The sequence below is a fragment of the Mariniphaga sp. genome (assembly GCF_041687215.1).
Lineage (GTDB): Bacteria > Bacteroidota > Bacteroidia > Bacteroidales > Prolixibacteraceae > Mariniphaga.
On sequence record NZ_JAWLCI010000045.1, the window covers coordinates 25,085 to 42,929 of the forward strand.

A 17,845-nucleotide genomic window follows, 5' to 3' on the forward strand; every position below is an offset into this window, starting at 1 on the left:
AAGGGGAAAAATTTTAAAAGGGCTGTCTCAAAAGTCCTCGTTTCCGTCATTCTGAGCGTAGTCGAAGAACCTATACGTTTGAAAAACAAATGATTCAACCACGCTCAGCACTAAAAAAAATGATTGATGTTCTACTTTTGAGGCAGCCTTTTTTTAAAAAAAAGAAAAAACCAGTTCGTCCGAAACTTCAGAAAGAATTTTCTCCAGCTTCTCCCGCATATCTGAATAAAAATGTTTTTCTCCAACAAGCGATTTATTCAGAATTTCCAATTCGTTTTCTGTAAAAAATTCGCCTGAACAATTAGAGGAAACAATCCGTCCCTTCTCAACCTGCAATTCCACTTTCAGTTTTTTATCTTCAAAAAGAAATTCGTTCTGGAAGGTATATTTAGGTGAATAACCGTAATTCCAGACCCAGGTTTTAAACTTTTCAGCCACCAGTTTTTGAATGGTCTGGTTATCTTTTTCATTCAGTTCATAAACTGAATTCGCTGAATTTTCAAGCTGAACATCCATCAAAAAAGAACTAAAATCATTCACCGACAACTGCTTTTTCAGAAAAGGGAAAATATTGGTAACTATACTCCGGTTCGACTGTACTGCTTTTCCATGGTATTTTCCTGGAATAACTTTTATGGATTGTCCTAAAGTTTCGAGGTTGGAATTATACAACAACGTTCCATGGTGCAGCACCCGGTTTTTAAAAACATGCTCGGCATTTCCGGAAATTTTTTTGCCTTCCACCAATAAATCGTTCCGGCCTGAAGTGGTTGCTGTGACTTTAAGTCTGGCCAACGCTTTCACAACTGGTTCGGTAAAAAGTTTAAACGAAATTTCAGCCGGACTGCTGACGTTTTTGATGTAGGCAAAATTCACATTCCCTGCATCGTGAAAAACCGTTCCTCCACCCGAAATACGCCGGGCAACTGTAATGTTGTTCCGGTGTACAAACGGATAATTGATTTCGGCCAGGGCATTCTGATGTTTTCCCACTACCACCGTATTTTCACTTTGCCAAAGCATAAAAATATCTTCCGAAAAATTCTTCAGCAAATACTCTTCGGCTGCAAGACAAAAGTATGGGTCGTTATTTTTTAGTTGAATGCAAAGCATAAATACTTTTTGTCTAAAACATTTTGGATTTGACGATGCAAAATAAACCGATTTTTTTATTCTTCCGGCTATCTTTTTCTTATTGCCATTGGATTAATCCAACAGATTAAAAAATTGAACATCCAAAAAAAGCTTCAGCCGCATGTGAATGAATATGGCTGAAGCCTTATTACCTTAATGATTATTGTTGATTCGCAGGATAAACACGACGACAATTCTATTTTCTAACCCGAATAATCCAAGAATTATTCCTGTCTCCGACAGCGACTAAGATTACGTAAAAACTTTTTTCAAAAGTTTAACTTCCCCGAATCAACTTCGGGGCAGGCTATCTAAGTCGGGATTAACCTGCATTTCATTCATTACAAACAAAATTTATGAATAATGCAGGCTAAAAACCTGTTAAAATTCAAGAATAATTCCAATTGTTGGCAGTACGGTTCCCGAAGTGTTGGTAACCCTCCTCAACTGGTAACGGGAACCGTTATCGGTAAAAATAAAATTCCCGTTTTCATCGGTGTCCCTTACTATAATATCCTGTTGTTCAGCCTGAAAATTATAAAGGTTTTGAATATCGATGTAAAATTTCATGGTGATTTTGTTGAGATAATACGTTTTATCCACCCGCAAATCCAACTGATGGAAAGCTGAAAAACGTTCAGAATTTAACCGTGTAAAATCGAAATACGGACTGCCTGACAAATTCCAGGCTTCTACCAGCGAACTGCGTTCCAAATCATAAGGAGTGTAAGGCAGGCCGCCCACAAAACGCCACCTTCCGCCAATCCTCCAGTCTTTTTTAAGCTCAGTGGTAGAAGTTAAATTTAGCAAGTGTTTGGAATCCCAACCGGTAGGAATGTATTCGTTGGAGGCATTTAAAAATTCACTGCGTACAAGCGTATAAGATAAATTAAAATTGAACCCGCTCGCGGCATTCACCCGTGCCTGAAACTCGGCTCCGTATGCACGTCCTTCCGATTGTGAAAGAACCTCCTCATCGCCAACTACTCCATAATCAGCACCTTTATTGGCTAAACTTATCTGATCTTTTACCGAAAACGGGTAATCCTTGTATCCTTTCCAAAATCCTTCCACCGTAAAAAGCACAGTCTGACGCGGCCGGAATTCCAATCCTCCAATCAGGTGGTCAGCCATTATGTATTTCAGATTATTTTCTTTGTTAACCAAAACATCGTTTTGCTGAAAACCGAGTGTTGTGTAGGGTGGCAACTGATAGTAACGTCCGGTATTGAAATTCAGGCTCCACCGGGGTGTTAAACTGTAAGAGGCTGAAAAACGCGGAGAAAGCTGGTCAAACAAGTTATTCATGCTGGGCGAATAATTGTTGGCATCGGCTCTAACACCCAGCGAAAGTGACAGTTTTTCGTTAAAAACGCTCTTGCTGGCCTGAGCAAAAAGTCCCCATTTTACAAGATTTAACGAAGTATTGTAATTTATATTAAGAATGCCATCGCCATAAAAACGCTGTTGTTGTGTGGAATTGGTGTAGGTGACCAAATCGAGATTAGCCCCGAAATTCAGTCTGTATCCATCAAACCGGCTTGAACTTTCCAAGCGTAGTTTGTTCTCAATTTCTTCGGAAGAATAATCCAGAATCTTATTTTCTTCAGAACTGTCGTCGTTGTCGAAATATTTGTAAGCTCCGTTATTGAGGTGGCTGCGGCTCAGTACAACGGTTTGAAAACTATTGTCGCGAAAATGTTTGTAAACTGCACCCAGCGTGTAGTTCCACTGTTCATTCACCGGAATGCTGCTTAAAATAAAACTTTGCTGCTCATCCGGTTCTTCAATTCCCAAATTTAAATCGAATACATCTACTGCTCCCAAGCCAACAAAAGTCAGCTCATTTTTTTTGTCGATGCGCGAGCGTACTTTAAACTGAAAATCGGTAAAATTGGGTAGAAAAGGCAATTCAAGTACACTGAATAAAAATTGCAGATAAGAACGTCGTGCGGAAAAAATAAACGTAGTTTTCTCGCCAATTGGCCCGTCGATAGTGGCTGCCACCTCCGAAGCGCCCAGTGTTCCCTGAAATTTCAGTTTGTCACTGTTTCCGTCAACCTGGTTAAACTCAAGCACACCACTCAGGGCATTTCCACGGTTTGCAGGAAAGGCGCCTGAATAATAATTCACTTCGCGTAAAAAATCTGCATTTATTATTCCCACCGGACCACCCGAGGCACCTTGAGTTGCAAAGTGGTTGATAAACGGCACTTCTACCCCATCGAGGTAAAACCGGCTTTCAGACGGCCCGCCACCACGAATGATAACATCGTTTCGGTAAGCTGGTGTGGACTGAACCCCCGGAAATGACTGAATAACCTTGGAAATATCGCGGTTGGCACCAGGGCTTTTTTCAATTTCGCCAATGCCAATGCTTCGCAATGACACCGGACTTTCTTCCGTTTTCCGGAATGGTGAGGCCGTCACCGTTACTTCTTCAATCTCTTCTTTCTGTTCTTCCATCTGAATTTCAACAGAATTTACCCGGGCTGCGCTTACTTCCACTTCGGATGAAACTGCCCTGCGATAACCAACAAATGAAGTTTCTACGCGCACGAAACCAGGCGTAAGACCTGTCAGCACAAAATTGCCGTCCATATCGGTTATGGTTCCGATGGTGGTTCCTGAAACAATCACATTTACAAATGGAAGAGGCTCGTTACTTACGGCATCTACCACACGCCCTTTCAACGAAGCATTTTGTGCAAAAACACTCAGGGGGAAAATAAAAATCAGCAGGATTATATAAATGATTCTCATGGTTTTCTTTTTTTATGAATTGGGATTATTTTAAACGTACAATTATCTTTTGGGCAATCTCTTTAGCCGTTGTCAAAGTGGTCAGGTCTGTAAACAGCACTCCGTTTGCACCTGTTGGATGGCTGTGACCAATCGGGTTCAGGTAGAATTCTGTTTCGGGACTTTGCGGATCGACTGTGACTGCGTAAACCAGTGCCGGCTGTAGTGAGCCAAAATAATTCAAATCGCCATCAAATTTATTGTTGGTCCAAAATTCGTTCGCATCCCAGGCCTGGTTAATTTCCATTAAAACCCTGAACTTGTTTGTTCCCGAATAACTTGTAGCTGTCTCTAACCTGAAATTATTTCGCGGTGTAGCTGATGTCAGCGCGTCGGGCACTTCGGTTTGAGGGGAAGGAATAAATAACCCGTCGGGCGCTTTAATGTTGCGCTTGTGTGCCCAGAAAGGCAATGTTGCAGGTCGCCGTACATCCCCGGGTTCGTTTTTCCATTTTCCCGGTTCAATTTCGCCAAAACCAAACCGTCCTTTGGCCACATAGCCCGAAACATAAAGTGTTTCAATGTAGTTTCCCTCAAGGTCCTCAATCCAAACGGCAAAAGACGGATGATTAAATGCTTTTCCTTTCTGAAACTCAATTTCCATTTCCCGGATTGCATTTTCAGGAGAAGTTTGAATTACAATGGTCTCACTTTCTATTCCCCGCTGGGAAGTACAACCTAAAATTGCCAAAAGCGGAATTATTACTAATAAACCTAATTTCATAATCGGTCTTATTTTTTTGATTTTTGTTTTAATTTTTAACTTGAAAAATAAACAAAAAATTGATTGGAAGGTTCAGGCATTACTTAAATTTATATTTTAGCAGAAAATAAATTCATTATGAGGGTAGTAATTCAAAAGGTTTCGGAAGCAAAAGTTACCGTTGACGGAAAAGCAGTTTCCTCTGTCGGGAAAGGATTGCTTGTTCTTTTGGGAATCGAAGATGCTGACAATGAGGAAGACATTGAATGGCTGACAAAGAAAATAGTTCAGTTGCGCATTTTTAACGACGAAAACGGGGTGATGAACCGCTCGGTACAAGAAGTTGGAGGCGATGTGATTGTGGTAAGTCAGTTTACCCTCCATGCCAATACAAAAAAAGGCAACCGTCCTTCGTATATTCGCGCCTCAAAACCCGATTTTGCCATTCCAATGTACGAAAAATTTATAGCCGAAACCGAAGCGGTACTGGGCAAAAAAGTGGGGACCGGAATTTTTGGCGCCATGATGGATGTTTCGTTAGTGAATGATGGCCCGGTTACAATAATCATTGATTCAAAACAAAAAGATTTTTGAAGCCCCACCTAACCTCCCCAAAGGGGAGGAAAACATGTTAAGGTTAAAACAATATAGGATAAAATGAAACCAAACAAAATAACTATTGAGGAAGCCCAGCAATTGGTTGACCAATGGATTAAAACCATAGGTGTGCGGTATTTCAGCGAGCTCACCAACATGGCTGTCTTAACTGAGGAAGTCGGCGAACTGGCCCGCATTATGGCACGAAAATACGGAGACCAGTCTTTTAAAAAGTCTGACGAAAAATACGATTTGGCAGACGAAATGGCCGATGTGCTTTGGGTACTCATTTGCCTGGCTAACCAAACTGGTGTAAATCTGAACGAAGCATTCCTTGTAAACATGGAGAAAAAAAGCAACCGCGACAAAGATCGTCATCTCAAAAACCGAAAATTATCCGAATAATCGTTGTTGGAGAGGTACTTCTATTTTTTCCGGGTAGTTATATAATTCATCAGCTCAATCAATGAAGTACGCGCTTCACTTTCCGGGAAATCCAACAGTGCATCCACTGCCTTATCTTTAAACTCATTCATTTTTTCGGTGGCATATTCAATTCCTCCTTTGTCAATGACTAACTGAATCAACTCTTTCACCACTTCCCGGTTTTTGTTTTTCTTTTTAATAAGCCGCAGAATCCGTCTCTTTTCACCCGATTCAGCATTGTTCAGCACATGTAAAAGCGGAAGGGTAATTTTCTTTTCTTTGATGTCGTTCCCGGTTGGTTTACCAATAATTCCCTTTTCCTGATAATCAAAAATGTCGTCTTTAATTTGAAAGGCGATGCCGGCATTTTGCCCAATACGATACATTTTTTCGGGAATTTCAGGATCTTCAGTAACAGATGCAGCGCCAATAGCCATGCTGGTAGCAATAAGCGATGCCGTTTTTTTGCGAATAATTTCAAAATAAGTTTCTTCGTCGATGTCAAGTTTCCGGCTTTTCTTCACCTGCAGAATTTCACCCTCGCTCATGTCCTGCACCGCTCGTGAAATCAGGTGCAGGAAGTTGTATTTTTTATGTTCCAACTGTAAAAGCAGTCCCTTTGCCAGAATGTAATCGCCCACCAGCACCGCCAGTTTGTTGCGCCACAATGCATTTATTGAAAATGCGCCTCGCCTTTCATACGACTCATCCACCACATCATCGTGTACCAGGGTGGCCGAATGAAGCAGTTCTACAGAACAGGCTGCCAATTGCGAAAACTCATTGGTTTCGCCATGTAGTTTGGCCGACAAAAACACGAACATGGGACGAAGTTGTTTTCCTTTGGTACGGTACAAAAAATTCAGAATGGTGCCCAGCAACGGTACATCACTCTTTAAGGATTTTTTGAAATATGGTTCAAAATCCCGAAGCTCCTGCTCAATGGGTAAACGTATGGATTTTATTTTCGACATTCAACAAATTCCCTTTTTCCTTTTCGATAACGAACATAGAATAATTTAGCCGAAAAAAGTAAGTTTTAAACGAAAAAATAACAGGGGGAAAGCGATTTATTCATAATGCATCTAAATTCAACTAGCTTATCGGTAAATCCTTAAATATTTATATATTTGCATTTTTAAACAATTTAGAAAAATGGTAGAAATCAAGGTGTTGGACGCCAACAGGTTAGATACTGCTGCAAATATGTTGAAAGCAATTGCACACCCTATGCGTATCGCCATTTTAAAACATCTGGAAGGTGGAAAAAAACTTACGGTTACTGAAATCCACGAATTGCTTGGTATTGAGCAGTCCACTACTTCACACCATTTGGGAATTTTGCGCGACAAAGGTGTACTTTGCTCCAAACGCGAAGGCAAAAACACTTACTACTATCTAAAATACGAAATTCTCAGTCAGATTGTGGATTGCCTGGAAACCTGCACGTGTGAGTAGGATTCAGGGATGATAATAAATCGGACCCTCAATTCCCAGCGGCAAGCCGGCCCAAATCCAAACTAAAAGCATCGGAATTCTGACTACAGCAAATGCAATGGAATAAGGAATCATCATGGAAATGAGTGTGCCAATGCCTACTTCTTTTACATACTTCTGCGCAAAAACAATGACCAGTGGAAAATAAGGCAGCAGTGGTGTCAGAATATTGGAATATGAATCGCCGATACGGTAGGCCGCCTGCGTGGTTTCGGGCGAATAACCCATAAGCATTAGCATGGGCACAAAAATGGGCGCCAGCAGAGCCCACTTGGCCGAAGCACTTCCCATCACCAAATTCACCATAGATGAAACAATGATAAACGCCACCAACAGTGGGCCGCCGGTAAAACCAATGGCATTTAACGCATCGGAACCTTTAACGGCCAGTACGCTGCCCAGGTGCGACCAGTTGAAGTAAGCTACAAACTGCGCTGCCACAAATGCAATTACAATATACATTCCCATGGTTGACATGCTTTTGGCCGTCATGTCGGTAACATCTTTGTCGGTTTTAATGGTTTTGGCGGCCATACCGTAAACCAAGCCGGCCACAAAAAACACGATAAACATTACGGGCACCAATGAATCGTAAAACGGTTTAAAACTGCGGCTTCCGGTGTTGGGATCAATTTCACCCCGCAGCAGTCCGTCGGCTGGAATAATGGTGAGCATAAACAAAGCCAAAACGGCAATGGTAGCCACAAATGACCAACCCAGCGCCCTCACTTCGCGGCGGGAAATGGGCTTGTCTTCTTCAATTTTAATATCGGACGCAGGAGTATATTTTCCTAATCTAGGAACCAGAATTTTCTCGGTTACCCAGGTTCCAATTAGTCCAATTAACGGCACAGAAGCAGCCATCAGGTAGTAATTGGAAAGCGGGTTCACTGTGTATCCCGGATCGATAATCTGGGCTGCCGGTTCGGTAAAAGCAGCAATCATGGGGTCAAGGCCTGTGGGAAGTAAATTGGCGCCAAATCCACCGGAAACACCGGCAAAAGCCGCCCCGATTCCAGCCAGTGGATGCCGGCCCATTCCCATAAAAATAGCGCCACCCAGAGGTATTAAAACCACGTAACCGGCGTCAGCAGCAACAGAACTTAACATGCCGGCCACCACTATAGAAAAAGTAATTATGGATTTTGGAACTTTGGAAACAAACAGCCGAAGCGCAACAGAAATGAGACCGGTGTATTCAGCCACGCCAATTCCCAGCATAACAACAAGCACAAGCCCCAACGGAGGGAAATTGGCAAATGTGGAAACCATCCGGGTAAAAATCATTTGAACCCCTTCACGCGACAACAAGTTCACAACTTTAATGGTTTCAACCGGACTTCCGTCAGGTCCAATTAACCCGGCTTCTTTTCCAGGATGATCCACGGTTATTCCTCCAAAAACCCATGAAAGCAACAAGGTTATTATCATTAACATAGCGAATAGTGTTACCGGTTGAGGTAGTTTATTCCCGATTATTTCCACCTTGTCGAGCATTCGCTTAAAAAAATCTCCTTTGTTTTTTCCCTTTTTTGTCATTCAAACTTTATTTAAAATTAATCGCTGAACAGGAGATTTTTTCCCCCGAATTTATTAGTTAACAAAAGATTCAGATTTAGGTTTATGAATTTGGAGGGATCGCAAAAAACAATTTTTTTTTGAGTTGGCAAAACAAACCTTGCATAATCGGGTTTAAAAAAAATTCATTTTTTATCTTTGAACATCTTTCAATAAAAAATTTTAAAGATGAAACTTAAAAACCTTACCGGCTACTCCATCCTCGGATTTGCTGCTCTTACAACTTTTTCATTTTCAGGATGCCAGGAAAAAATTCCTGAAGAGCTCCCCAACATCTTGTGGCTAACCAGCGAGGACAACAGCCCTTTGTTGGGTTGCTACGGCGATGAATTTGCCACTACACCCAACCTGGACAAGCTGGCTTCCGAAGGATTTTTGTACACACACGCTTATGCCAATGCTCCGGTTTGCGCTCCGGCCCGAAATACTATTATTACAGGTATTTATGCAACTTCGGGCGGGAACCAGCACATGCGCAGTTACTACCCAAAGTCAGAAGTTGTGAAAACCTACCCTGAGTTTTTACGCGAGGCCGGATATTATTGCACCAACAATTCAAAAACCGATTACAATACGGAATCCATCGATCCGAAACTGATTTGGGACGAAAGCAGCAATAAGGCTCATTATAAAAACCGGGCGCCAGGACAACCATTCTTTGCCGTTTTCAATACCACAATTTCGCATGAAAGTTCGCTGCATGATTCCATTCCCGATGAACAGCTACGGCACATTCCCGATGAAGTGCCTATTCCGCCTCATCACCCGGCAACTCCAGGCATGAAACACGACTGGGCTCAATATTACGACAAGGTGGAAGACATGGACACCCAGATTGGCAAATGGCTGATAGAGCTGGAAGAAGCCGGCCTGGCTGAAAATACCATTGTTTTTTACTATGGAGATCACGGCGGTGTGGTAGCCCGCAGTAAACGGTATGTTTACGAAACCGGAACACATGTACCTTTTATTGTGCGTATTCCCGAAAAATACAAATACCTGTTTCCGGAAAAAGAACCCGGGTCAAAGGTGAACAGGTTAATAAGTTTTGTTGATTTGGCCCCGACTTTGCTCAGCATTGCGGGCATCGAAATTCCGGATTTTATGCAGGGAAACGCTTTTCTGGGCAAACAAAAAACCGAAGATCCGGAATTTGCTTACATGTTCCGAGGAAGAATGGATGAACGCTATGATATGAGCCGGGCTGTGCGCGATCAAAAATTTCGTTACATCCGCAACTACATGCCTTACCGCATTTATGGCCAGCATTTGGAATACCTGTGGCGGGCGCCTTCCATTCGTTCATGGGAGGAGGCTTATCTGAACGGGGAATGCAACGAAACTCAAAGTATATTCTGGGAACCCAAGCCTGTTGAAGAATTGTACGACACGGAAAACGATCCCTGGGAAATCAACAATCTTGCTGCGAATCCTGCTTACGCTGATGTTTTGGAAAGAATGCGTGTTGCCAACCGTGGTTGGGTTAGCCGGATAAAAGACACCGGTTTTATTCCCGAAGCCGACCGCGTGGACAGGGCAGGAGAAACTCCCATGTATGATTACATGCGCTCGGGAAAAATCGACCTGGAACCCATTATTGATGCTGCTGAAACAGCCACACTCGGAAAGGCTGAAAACCTGTCTTTATTACAATCTTATTTGAAAAGCGATGAAAGCGCCATCCGATATTGGGGAGCAACCGGGCTGCTCATTTTGGGAAAAGAAGCTGCACCGGCAAAAGGTGACTTGCTGGCAGTGTTAAACGATAAATCGGCCAACGTAATTACAGTTGCTTCAGAAGCGCTTTACAATCTGGGTGAAGAGGAAGCTGCAAAAAATGCATTGCTTTCAGTTCTTGAAAATCCCAATGAATTTGCCCGTGCTCATGCGCTGAATGCCATTGATTGTGTAGAAGAAAAAAGCCCGGAGATGATAAACGGGGTTGTTGATATGATTAAAACTTCCCCTGAAATGACCCGAAACCGCTATGATTTGAGAGCTGCCCGATGGCTGGTGGAGAAATGGGGATTGAATCCGGCAGATTATGAACTCGAATTTGACTGGTAATTTAAAATTTACCAATCGTCGTAAACAGTAAAAACCAGGCTGGTTTCAAAATCGCGTGCGCCCATCGTAACCGAAAATCCACGCAGTTGCAATGCGACCGGAATTTGCACAATTTCACCACGCCCACGGAAAAAGTAAACCGGTATGTTGGTGATTGGCTGAAAATTATCACCATCTTGAATATTGGGATTTCCGGGATTGTCGGGTTTGAATCCCTGTCCGGTTCGTCTGGCTTCAAGGGCAAGTTCCTGGTTCCATTCCATGTCGAGTTTATGAATATGAATCCTCCATTTATCGTTTGGGTTGTTTTTTTTATCCAACAGGTTATCGGAAATGACCGAAACGTAAACCGATGACTCGGCCTGAAGAGTAGAAGGATAATCCAATCCCGCTTCACTTATTGGTATCAGATTATGCGTAAAATCGGCATCTCCGTCAACCTGCACAGTGAGTTCCTGCCCTTCCGTTAAAAAAGGAATAAAAATCAGCAGTATAAAATAAAATGATTTTTTCATCGGCAATCAATTATCGGTTAGGGTGTAAAGCAAAATAAAGTTTGTGTCACCGGCTGTAGCCAGGTTCGTGTAGTCAGAGATTTCAATGGAAAAAACAAGTTTATGTCCGTTTGCAATGCCGTCGCCTGTAAAGCAATTTCCTATGCCCGATATTACCGGCCTGGGTTGACTCGAAAGTTCTATTTTCCCTGCGGGCTGTCCCGGTTTCCCGCGTCCATTTCCTGAATAACTGCCTGCCTCAAGGTAAAGGCTGATTCCCTGGGGTATGGTTCCCTGTGAAATTTGAGCGGTAATGGAACGGGAATTCTGATGCCCGGGTAACGAAGATGAGTAATTAATCCACAAGGTTTCATTGGTCGATTCTGCCAGTTCGGGCGGACGTCCTGACTGAGAAGCAGGCGATAACGTAAAATGAATTCGGTTATTGACATCTGGTTCGATGTCAACCAGTGCCACCTCGGGCAGGCTGAAATTAACAGCTATTTGCCCGTTTTCCCACTGCGAAAATGCTCCGAACGGAAGCAGTAATAAAAGTAACTTTAAGCCGTATTCTATTATATATTGTTTCATTTATTCTTAATTATTGTTTTTATTTCAAGTGGTTTAAATATAATATTTCTTTTTCGTGCTTTCAGACTAACAGAAATATTTTGATTTTGGCCCGGCTCAAGTAGAATGCCGGTAACCGGGTTTTCTACCTCAAAACCATCGGGCAGGCTGTTGGTGTATATTCTGAAAGTCCATTCACCGGGTCGAACTAATGGAAAAAAAAATTCTCCGTCTGGACCGGTGGTAATTCGGAATTGTTCCCATTCATTTTTTAGTTCAATAATAATATTTTGCGTGTTTACTTCACTATTCTGTAAAACCGAAACTCCACTTTCTTCCGCTTTAAAATTTCCTGAAAGCCGTGCACCTTTTGTAATTTTTAATTGGATGGAAGCAACCTGGTCTTCAAACACTTCAATCTCAATTGGAACGGGAATACTGGTAATTTCGTCGATGGCCATATTTGAACGGTCGATAAACAATAAATGCCTGCCTGCCGGCACTGCCTTAATACTAAACCCGCCGTTTTTGTCGCTAATGGTTGTGCGGTTTTGCAGGGAAACTACAATTCCTGACACCGCTTCCCCGTTTTCGCGGGTTATCGTTCCTGCAACATCTCCGGCTTTAACTACTTTTTTAAGCGGAATGCCGAAATTATAAGCATAGTTAAAAGAAAAAGTGAGTTCCGGGTTTTCGGTTTGATTTCTGAAAAGTGTATAGAAACTGCGCACCGAAAACTTGTGGTTTCTTCCGGGAGTAAAATCAATATTCAACTGCATGAGGTTACGGTTACGGTAATAGTCTTCAATATTGTATGCATTTTGAACATGAAAATTGGCCCGCAGGTTTTTGGCAATCTGGCTTATTACCGAAACGCCTGCTGTGAGGTTGCGCTGTTCGCCCGAAACAAACCGGTTAATGTTGGACCAACTGCCAAAAACGCGCACTGCATGAAGTGCATTAAACCTGTAGGCCATGTTTGCAGAGCCTCTGTAGGTGTTTTGCCGGTTTTCGCCCGGATTGAGTAAAAAGTTAGTGGTTTCGCCATATTCAGCCAGAATATTATACTCTGTTTTTTTGAAACGCTGGTTGAACTGCGCATTTAAAGAGCTGGTTTTATAATGAAATTTATCGAGTGCCAAACGGTCTTTCCGCTCGTATTCACGCCAGAATAATTTCAAATACGACCGTGAAGCAATGTTGTAGTTAATCATGGATTGAAAAGACCTGGAATAGGGTGCAGTTACAAAAAATGTATCGAGTTGGGCATTTCTGAAATCTTCTTTGGCATAAAATCCCAAACTGAGTTTTGGAGTCAGGTTCGCTGAAAAATTTCCAGAGTAAAATGTGGAGTTGGAAAAATAACCGGGGTAATCTTTTCCCGTGTAGTAATAATTTCCGGCCAGGTTGAATATGGAAAACTGTGAATTGATGTTTGCCCGTAAAGCATTGTCCCAGGTTTCCAGAAAACGGCCACGCGATAATTCCAGTTCAACAGAAGTCCGCTCAAAAGGTTGAAACTGCGAGTTGACACTATAAAGGTGCGTGATTTCTGTTGGATTGGCCAGTTTTTTGGAAATAAAAAATAGTTCAACGTTGTTTCGGTCATTAAACTCAAAGCCCGTGAACAATGCCATTTCATTTTCTATCTCCTTGTAAAAACGGGGCTTTACATACAAAAATCCCAGGTTCAGGCCGCTGTTGAATATTATTTTACTTTCGGCGCCTAAACCATAGCGAGACGATTCGGTAAGCGGAGTAAATGCAAATGACTTTTCTCCTGCAAACAGTTCAATGTTTTTATGTCCGTACGAAATGTAATACTGGTCATACATTCCCAGAAAACTCAGGTTAATGTTATTCGGGCCGCGTGCTAAAAATTCCAGGTTGTGATTTCCACTCACATCAAGCGCTCCGCTTCCTGAAAGTTCAAACTGGTAAGCATGTTCAAATTTCCCTCTTTGATTGGATGCCAGATATGTTGCCGAGGCTATAACGGGAAAACGAAAATAGAGGTCTCTTTTTGACTCTTTTGAGGGAAAAACCAAAACCGAACGGAATATGCTTTCGGTTACTTCACCTGATACGAGCGCCCTGACGGTAAAATATTCAGTTCGAGTGTCGGTTAGGTCGGGCGACGTTTGGTTTACAACAAAAACACGGACAGATTCTCCAGGCTTTATTTCAACCTCAGGAGAACCTTCAACAATGCAGTTTCGTGTTTCAACATAAACTTTTTTGGTTGTGTTTCCCTGGTTCTGTATCAGAAATTCTCCCCTGAATTTTTCACCGGCATTTACATAATCAGGGGATTCAACCAGAATCATGTTTATTTTTTCTACTTCGCCTACGGTTATTGTTGTTTTATAAGAGTCCAGGGTTTCTTTTGTCCCGGAATGAAAAGCCAATAATGTAACATTAAAGTTCCCCACCGGAAAATTGGAAGGAACCTGCACCGTAAAAATTAAAAACTTTTTTTCATTGGTTTTAAGTTCAAAGTTTTGGGAGGAAGAAATCAACCTCCAACCTTTCGGTAACAGAACTGATGTTGAAACCGGCAGGGGGTTACCAGATAAGTTTTCAATAAAAAATGCGAGGTTTATTATCTGGCCGGGAAGCACTTCGGTTTTTTCTTTGGTTGAAGTAATGGAAACGGGCTTGTTGGGCTGGCCCCATAAGTTAAAAGTTGTCAGCGTTAAAAATGTAAATATTGTATAGAATTTTAAGGGCATTATCCGATTTCAAACGATACATTGGTACCAAACACATGGTCCTTGTCGCAATCGGCCACCAGCACACCGGTGTAGTTGCCGGGTTTTATTCCTTCCAGCCGCAGCGTAATCAGTACCGAAGTGCCGGGAAAAGTTTTACGCCTTTCGGCTTTTAAAATACCAGCCGAGTTGCCTGCCTCGTCAAATAACTCAACGGCCAGTTCAGGCCGGAGCATTCGTTCACCTGTATTTTCCAATGCTACATGCAACAAGGTTGTTTCTTCCTGTTCTCCCAGTTCCAGTCCCAAAAACTGAATGTCGCTGGTTCCTGTTTCACCAATGTTGGTAACAATTTGAATTGCATACCGAATGGCGGTGTTTATGGTAACTCCGCTTGAATAATCGGTTGTATCAGGTGGTACAATTCCTTCTACCATGAGTACGCTCCAAAATGTTCCGGAAAGGGATTCGCCTTCCGGTACGCTTACTTCAAAATTAATGGTAGCTTTTTCGTTAGGCGCCAAATTGATCAGCTCAGGATTAAAAGTAATCCATCCGGCGTTGGACCTTTCCATGGTACCTGCCGGATCATGTTTGCTTTCGCCGGTGTATGAAAACCAGTAATCGCGCTGGTAAATTCTTGCGCTCCTGTTTTTTTCAGAGGCATTTTGAATCTGGATTGATCCACGGTAGGTTTCACCGGCCTGCACCTGGTTTTCGTGAGTTAATCCGTTCAGAATGATAATACTGGCAACTGATAGGAAGGGAACAAAAATCAGAAGAATAGCTGAAAGTGTCAGTTTTTTTAAAATAGAGTAGCAATTCATTTTACATGTTTTTTTGGTAAAAACAACATTTTTTTTGTTGTTGCTAAAATACATTTCTTTGAATAGAAAACAATAAGAAAGGGATTGTTAATTATGGTCTGTGAGCGTATAAACCACCTGCAGTGTAGCCTGATGCTGTGCCAGGTCAGCCATGCTGTCTCCGGAATTATCCGTTTCAAGCTTATAAGTTAGCAAATGACCGTTACTAACTCCTTTTCCGGTATAACAACTACCAATATCAGAAATTACTTCGGCAGGTTGTCCTGAAAGCGCCACTTTCCCAATGGGTTGGCCCATTGTGCCGTTTCCCTGGCCCGCTGCCTGCGAAGCTTCCACAAACAATTGCATTCCCGCTGGAATTTCGCCATGAACAACGGCTATTACTTTTCGGCGGTGGTTCTGGCTGCGAATAATGGATGAGTAGTTTAGCCACACACTGTTTTTTTGCTGTGCTGTTGAAACATCAATTTTATTGCCGGCTTCGGTTGGAGCTGAAACAGTCAGGTTCGTTTGACCTGCCTCTTCGGAAACCAAACCCAAAAGCGCCACTTCGGGTATTTCGATGTTTGCCTTGTGGCTGGACTGATTGCTTTGTGCCAGCAAAAACAGCGGCAAAAACACAATCAGGAAAACAGACAATATAGCGCTCATGAATTTCATACCCCAAAATAACCAACAATGCAGTTTACTGCTTCATACGGTTAGCGCATTTAAAAGGTTTAAAATCCTGATTTTTCCTTTCTAAAATGCTTACCTATTCAAAGAACGTTGGTGCAAAAAAAGAGCAAACATTTCTGCCTGCTCTTTTTATATTTTGTTGAAAATAAGGTTTTAGTTTCCTGTGATGGTGTAAGTAACGGTTACGTTATAAGAACCGGAAGCCAGGGCAGCATAACTTCCGTTGGCCATATCAAGCGAATAAGTTAACTGGTGACCTTTTTCAAAACCGCTTTCGGTATAACCGCTTCCAATTCCTGTTACCAGGTTCTGGCCATTTGTTGTTAGTGTAATTATACCTGCAGAAGCGCCAAGGTTGCCATTTCCTGTTGAAACTCCACCGGCTGATAAATTAAGGCTTATTCCTGCTGGAAGCGTACCCTCTATTTCTGCTGTAATGTTTCTCTCATCCTGGTCAGATGCTATTATTGAAGTATAATTTAACCAAAGGCTGTTGTCGGTAGCATCAGAGAAATCAACTGCCTCACCTGCTTCCAGTGCCGAAACATCAGGTGCCAGGTTAACAGTTGTTGCTTCACCATCAACTCCTTCAACATCAACCAGTGCTACGGTTGGAATGTTAATATTCACTGCGTGGCTTGCTTCCCTGGTGTCGTCACCTTCTGCGTTTGCTACTCCAAAAGAAAATAAAACTGTTGCGATAATAACTGATAACTTTTTCATGATTTCGTGTTTTTTAATTGTTTATAAATTTTTTTAGTTTGTAAATACATCTTCAAGCGTGCCAACACTTAAACAATCAATATGCCTAACTTTTAAATAACTGAATTTTAATATATTACGCAATAGTTCTGAAAAATTATGGATTCAAAATGGGACGATTTAATTTTATATTGGGACACAAACCCATATTCAGTCTGAAGATTTTTTTGGAATTCAGCATCCAGACAGTTGCTCTGTATTATCTTTCCCCGGCATGTTATTCACTTTAGTGTGTTTCCGGCTATTTTTAAGTGCAAGATAAAAATCAAAAAAAGAGCAGACATTTCTGCCTGCTCTTTTTATATTTTGTTGAAAATAAGTTTTTAGTTTCCTGTGATGGTGTAAGTAACGGTTACGTTATAAGAACCGGAAGCCAGGGCAGCATAACTTTCGTTGTTCATATCGAGCGAATAAGTTAACTGGTGACCTTTTTCAAAACCGCTTTCGGTATAACCGCTTCCAATTCCTGTTACCAGATTCTGGCCATTTGTTGTTAGTGTAATTGTACCTGCAGAAGCGCCAAGGTTGCCATTTCCTGTTGAAAGTCCGCCGGCTGATAAATTAAGGCTTATTCCTGCTGGAAGCGTACCATCTATCTCTGCGGTAATGTTTCTCTCATCTTGGTCAGATGCTATTATTGAAGTGTAATTCAACCAAAGGCTGTTGTCGGTAGCATCAGAGAAATCAACTGCCTCACCTGCTTCCAGTGCCGAAACATCAGGTGCCAGGTTAACCGTTGTTGCTTCACCATCAACTCCTTCAACATCAACCAAAGCTACGGTTGGAATGTTAATGTTAACTCCGTGGCTTGCCTCGTTGGAATCGTCACCGGTAGAAACTGATGAATTTGCTATTCCCACTTGTGTTGCTCCACGATTTATTTCTTGTGCAGAAATTGTTTTTGCTACTCCAAAAGAAAATAAAACTGTTGCGATAATAACTGATAACTTTTTCATGATTTCGTGTTTTTTAATTGTTTATAAATTTTTTTAGTTTGTA

General features: G+C 42.0%; 16 protein-coding genes. 4 read left to right on the forward strand and 12 right to left on the reverse strand.

Going from position 1 to position 17,845, the window contains the following annotated elements; all coding sequences use genetic code 11:
• Window positions 1-153: 153 nt before the first annotated feature.
• From ACESMA_RS14860 to ACESMA_RS14870, 3 genes are all read right to left on the reverse strand, one after another.
• Window positions 154-1,113: a lipoate--protein ligase gene (locus ACESMA_RS14860; RefSeq protein ID WP_372949637.1), complete on the reverse strand. Its 960-nt coding sequence runs from the start codon at window positions 1,111-1,113 to the stop codon at window positions 154-156.
• Window positions 1,114-1,515: 402 nt separating this feature from the next.
• Window positions 1,516-3,897 (reverse strand): TonB-dependent receptor, encoded by a 2,382-nt coding sequence (locus tag ACESMA_RS14865; RefSeq protein ID WP_372949638.1) that lies wholly within the window; start codon window positions 3,895-3,897, stop codon window positions 1,516-1,518.
• 25 nt (window positions 3,898-3,922) lie between these two features.
• On the reverse strand, window positions 3,923-4,660 hold the full coding sequence (locus tag ACESMA_RS14870; RefSeq protein ID WP_372949639.1) for a hypothetical protein: 738 nt from the start codon (window positions 4,658-4,660) through the stop codon (window positions 3,923-3,925).
• 117 nt (window positions 4,661-4,777) lie between these two features.
• On the opposite strand from ACESMA_RS14870, the gene dtd reads away from it, so the two are divergent.
• Entirely contained in the window at window positions 4,778-5,233 is a 456-nt protein-coding gene (dtd, locus tag ACESMA_RS14875) for a D-aminoacyl-tRNA deacylase (RefSeq protein ID WP_372949640.1), read from the forward strand.
• 63 nt (window positions 5,234-5,296) lie between these two features.
• On the forward strand, window positions 5,297-5,641 hold the full coding sequence (locus ACESMA_RS14880) for a nucleotide pyrophosphohydrolase (protein WP_372949641.1): 345 nt from the start codon (window positions 5,297-5,299) through the stop codon (window positions 5,639-5,641).
• A 20-nt stretch (window positions 5,642-5,661) separates the two neighbouring features.
• Here the strand turns inward: ACESMA_RS14880 and ACESMA_RS14885 are convergent, their stop codons facing one another.
• On the reverse strand, window positions 5,662-6,636 hold the full coding sequence (locus ACESMA_RS14885; RefSeq protein WP_372949642.1) for a polyprenyl synthetase family protein: 975 nt from the start codon (window positions 6,634-6,636) through the stop codon (window positions 5,662-5,664).
• Between the two features lie 181 nt (window positions 6,637-6,817).
• Between ACESMA_RS14885 and ACESMA_RS14890 the strand changes: the two genes are divergently transcribed.
• Window positions 6,818-7,120 carry an ArsR/SmtB family transcription factor gene (locus tag ACESMA_RS14890; protein WP_372949643.1) on the forward strand — a complete coding sequence of 101 codons (303 nt, stop codon included), beginning with the start codon at window positions 6,818-6,820 and terminating at the stop codon, window positions 7,118-7,120.
• Between the two features lie 3 nt (window positions 7,121-7,123).
• Here the strand turns inward: ACESMA_RS14890 and ACESMA_RS14895 are convergent, their stop codons facing one another.
• Window positions 7,124-8,698 carry an AbgT family transporter gene (locus tag ACESMA_RS14895; RefSeq protein ID WP_372949644.1) on the reverse strand — a complete coding sequence of 525 codons (1,575 nt, stop codon included), beginning with the start codon at window positions 8,696-8,698 and terminating at the stop codon, window positions 7,124-7,126.
• Window positions 8,699-8,905: 207 nt separating this feature from the next.
• On the opposite strand from ACESMA_RS14895, the gene ACESMA_RS14900 reads away from it, so the two are divergent.
• Window positions 8,906-10,804: a sulfatase-like hydrolase/transferase gene (locus ACESMA_RS14900; protein WP_372949645.1), complete on the forward strand. Its 1,899-nt coding sequence runs from the start codon at window positions 8,906-8,908 to the stop codon at window positions 10,802-10,804.
• An 8-nt stretch (window positions 10,805-10,812) separates the two neighbouring features.
• On the opposite strand, the gene ACESMA_RS14905 is transcribed toward ACESMA_RS14900, so the two are convergent.
• The 7 genes from ACESMA_RS14905 to ACESMA_RS14935 form a co-directional block, all read right to left on the reverse strand.
• Window positions 10,813-11,319 carry a hypothetical protein gene (locus ACESMA_RS14905; RefSeq protein WP_372949646.1) on the reverse strand — a complete coding sequence of 169 codons (507 nt, stop codon included), beginning with the start codon at window positions 11,317-11,319 and terminating at the stop codon, window positions 10,813-10,815.
• Window positions 11,320-11,325: 6 nt separating this feature from the next.
• On the reverse strand, window positions 11,326-11,889 hold the full coding sequence (locus tag ACESMA_RS14910; RefSeq protein WP_372949647.1) for a hypothetical protein: 564 nt from the start codon (window positions 11,887-11,889) through the stop codon (window positions 11,326-11,328).
• Entirely contained in the window at window positions 11,886-14,600 is a 2,715-nt protein-coding gene (locus tag ACESMA_RS14915) for a carboxypeptidase regulatory-like domain-containing protein (RefSeq protein ID WP_372949648.1), read from the reverse strand. Before ACESMA_RS14915 ends, ACESMA_RS14910 begins: the two co-directional genes overlap by 4 nt.
• Complete coding sequence (locus tag ACESMA_RS14920) at window positions 14,600-15,406, reverse strand: hypothetical protein (protein WP_372949649.1); 807 nt, start codon at window positions 15,404-15,406, stop codon at window positions 14,600-14,602. The genes ACESMA_RS14915 and ACESMA_RS14920 overlap by 1 nt, the downstream gene beginning before the upstream one ends.
• An 87-nt stretch (window positions 15,407-15,493) precedes the next feature.
• A complete protein-coding gene (locus ACESMA_RS14925; protein ID WP_372949650.1) occupies window positions 15,494-16,057 on the reverse strand; it encodes a hypothetical protein in 564 nt (187 codons plus the stop codon).
• Window positions 16,058-16,237: 180 nt separating this feature from the next.
• Window positions 16,238-16,807, reverse strand: coding sequence for a hypothetical protein (locus tag ACESMA_RS14930; RefSeq protein WP_372949651.1), 570 nt, complete (start codon window positions 16,805-16,807; stop codon window positions 16,238-16,240).
• A 362-nt stretch (window positions 16,808-17,169) separates the two neighbouring features.
• Complete coding sequence (locus tag ACESMA_RS14935) at window positions 17,170-17,802, reverse strand: hypothetical protein (protein WP_372949652.1); 633 nt, start codon at window positions 17,800-17,802, stop codon at window positions 17,170-17,172.
• Between the last annotated feature and the right edge of the window lie 43 nt (window positions 17,803-17,845).

Bases quoted from the DNA above. Each gene is read 5' to 3' on its own strand.
- ACESMA_RS14900 (WP_372949645.1), top strand. From the start codon at position 8,906: ATGAAACTTAAAAACCTTACCGGCTACTCCATCCTCGGATTTGCTGCT.
- ACESMA_RS14895 (WP_372949644.1), bottom strand. From the start codon at position 8,698: ATGACAAAAAAGGGAAAAAACAAAGGAGATTTTTTTAAGCGAATGCTC.
- ACESMA_RS14925 (WP_372949650.1), bottom strand. From the start codon at position 16,057: ATGAGCGCTATATTGTCTGTTTTCCTGATTGTGTTTTTGCCGCTGTTT.
- ACESMA_RS14885 (WP_372949642.1), bottom strand. From the start codon at position 6,636: ATGTCGAAAATAAAATCCATACGTTTACCCATTGAGCAGGAGCTTCGG.
- ACESMA_RS14870 (WP_372949639.1), bottom strand. From the start codon at position 4,660: ATGAAATTAGGTTTATTAGTAATAATTCCGCTTTTGGCAATTTTAGGT.
- ACESMA_RS14865 (WP_372949638.1), bottom strand. From the start codon at position 3,897: ATGAGAATCATTTATATAATCCTGCTGATTTTTATTTTCCCCCTGAGT.
- ACESMA_RS14860 (WP_372949637.1), bottom strand. From the start codon at position 1,113: ATGCTTTGCATTCAACTAAAAAATAACGACCCATACTTTTGTCTTGCA.
- ACESMA_RS14905 (WP_372949646.1), bottom strand. From the start codon at position 11,319: ATGAAAAAATCATTTTATTTTATACTGCTGATTTTTATTCCTTTTTTA.
- ACESMA_RS14915 (WP_372949648.1), bottom strand. From the start codon at position 14,600: ATGCCCTTAAAATTCTATACAATATTTACATTTTTAACGCTGACAACT.
- ACESMA_RS14920 (WP_372949649.1), bottom strand. From the start codon at position 15,406: ATGAATTGCTACTCTATTTTAAAAAAACTGACACTTTCAGCTATTCTT.
- ACESMA_RS14890 (WP_372949643.1), top strand. From the start codon at position 6,818: ATGGTAGAAATCAAGGTGTTGGACGCCAACAGGTTAGATACTGCTGCA.
- ACESMA_RS14930 (WP_372949651.1), bottom strand. From the start codon at position 16,807: ATGAAAAAGTTATCAGTTATTATCGCAACAGTTTTATTTTCTTTTGGA.
- ACESMA_RS14910 (WP_372949647.1), bottom strand. From the start codon at position 11,889: ATGAAACAATATATAATAGAATACGGCTTAAAGTTACTTTTATTACTG.
- dtd (WP_372949640.1), top strand. From the start codon at position 4,778: ATGAGGGTAGTAATTCAAAAGGTTTCGGAAGCAAAAGTTACCGTTGAC.
- ACESMA_RS14935 (WP_372949652.1), bottom strand. From the start codon at position 17,802: ATGAAAAAGTTATCAGTTATTATCGCAACAGTTTTATTTTCTTTTGGA.
- ACESMA_RS14880 (WP_372949641.1), top strand. From the start codon at position 5,297: ATGAAACCAAACAAAATAACTATTGAGGAAGCCCAGCAATTGGTTGAC.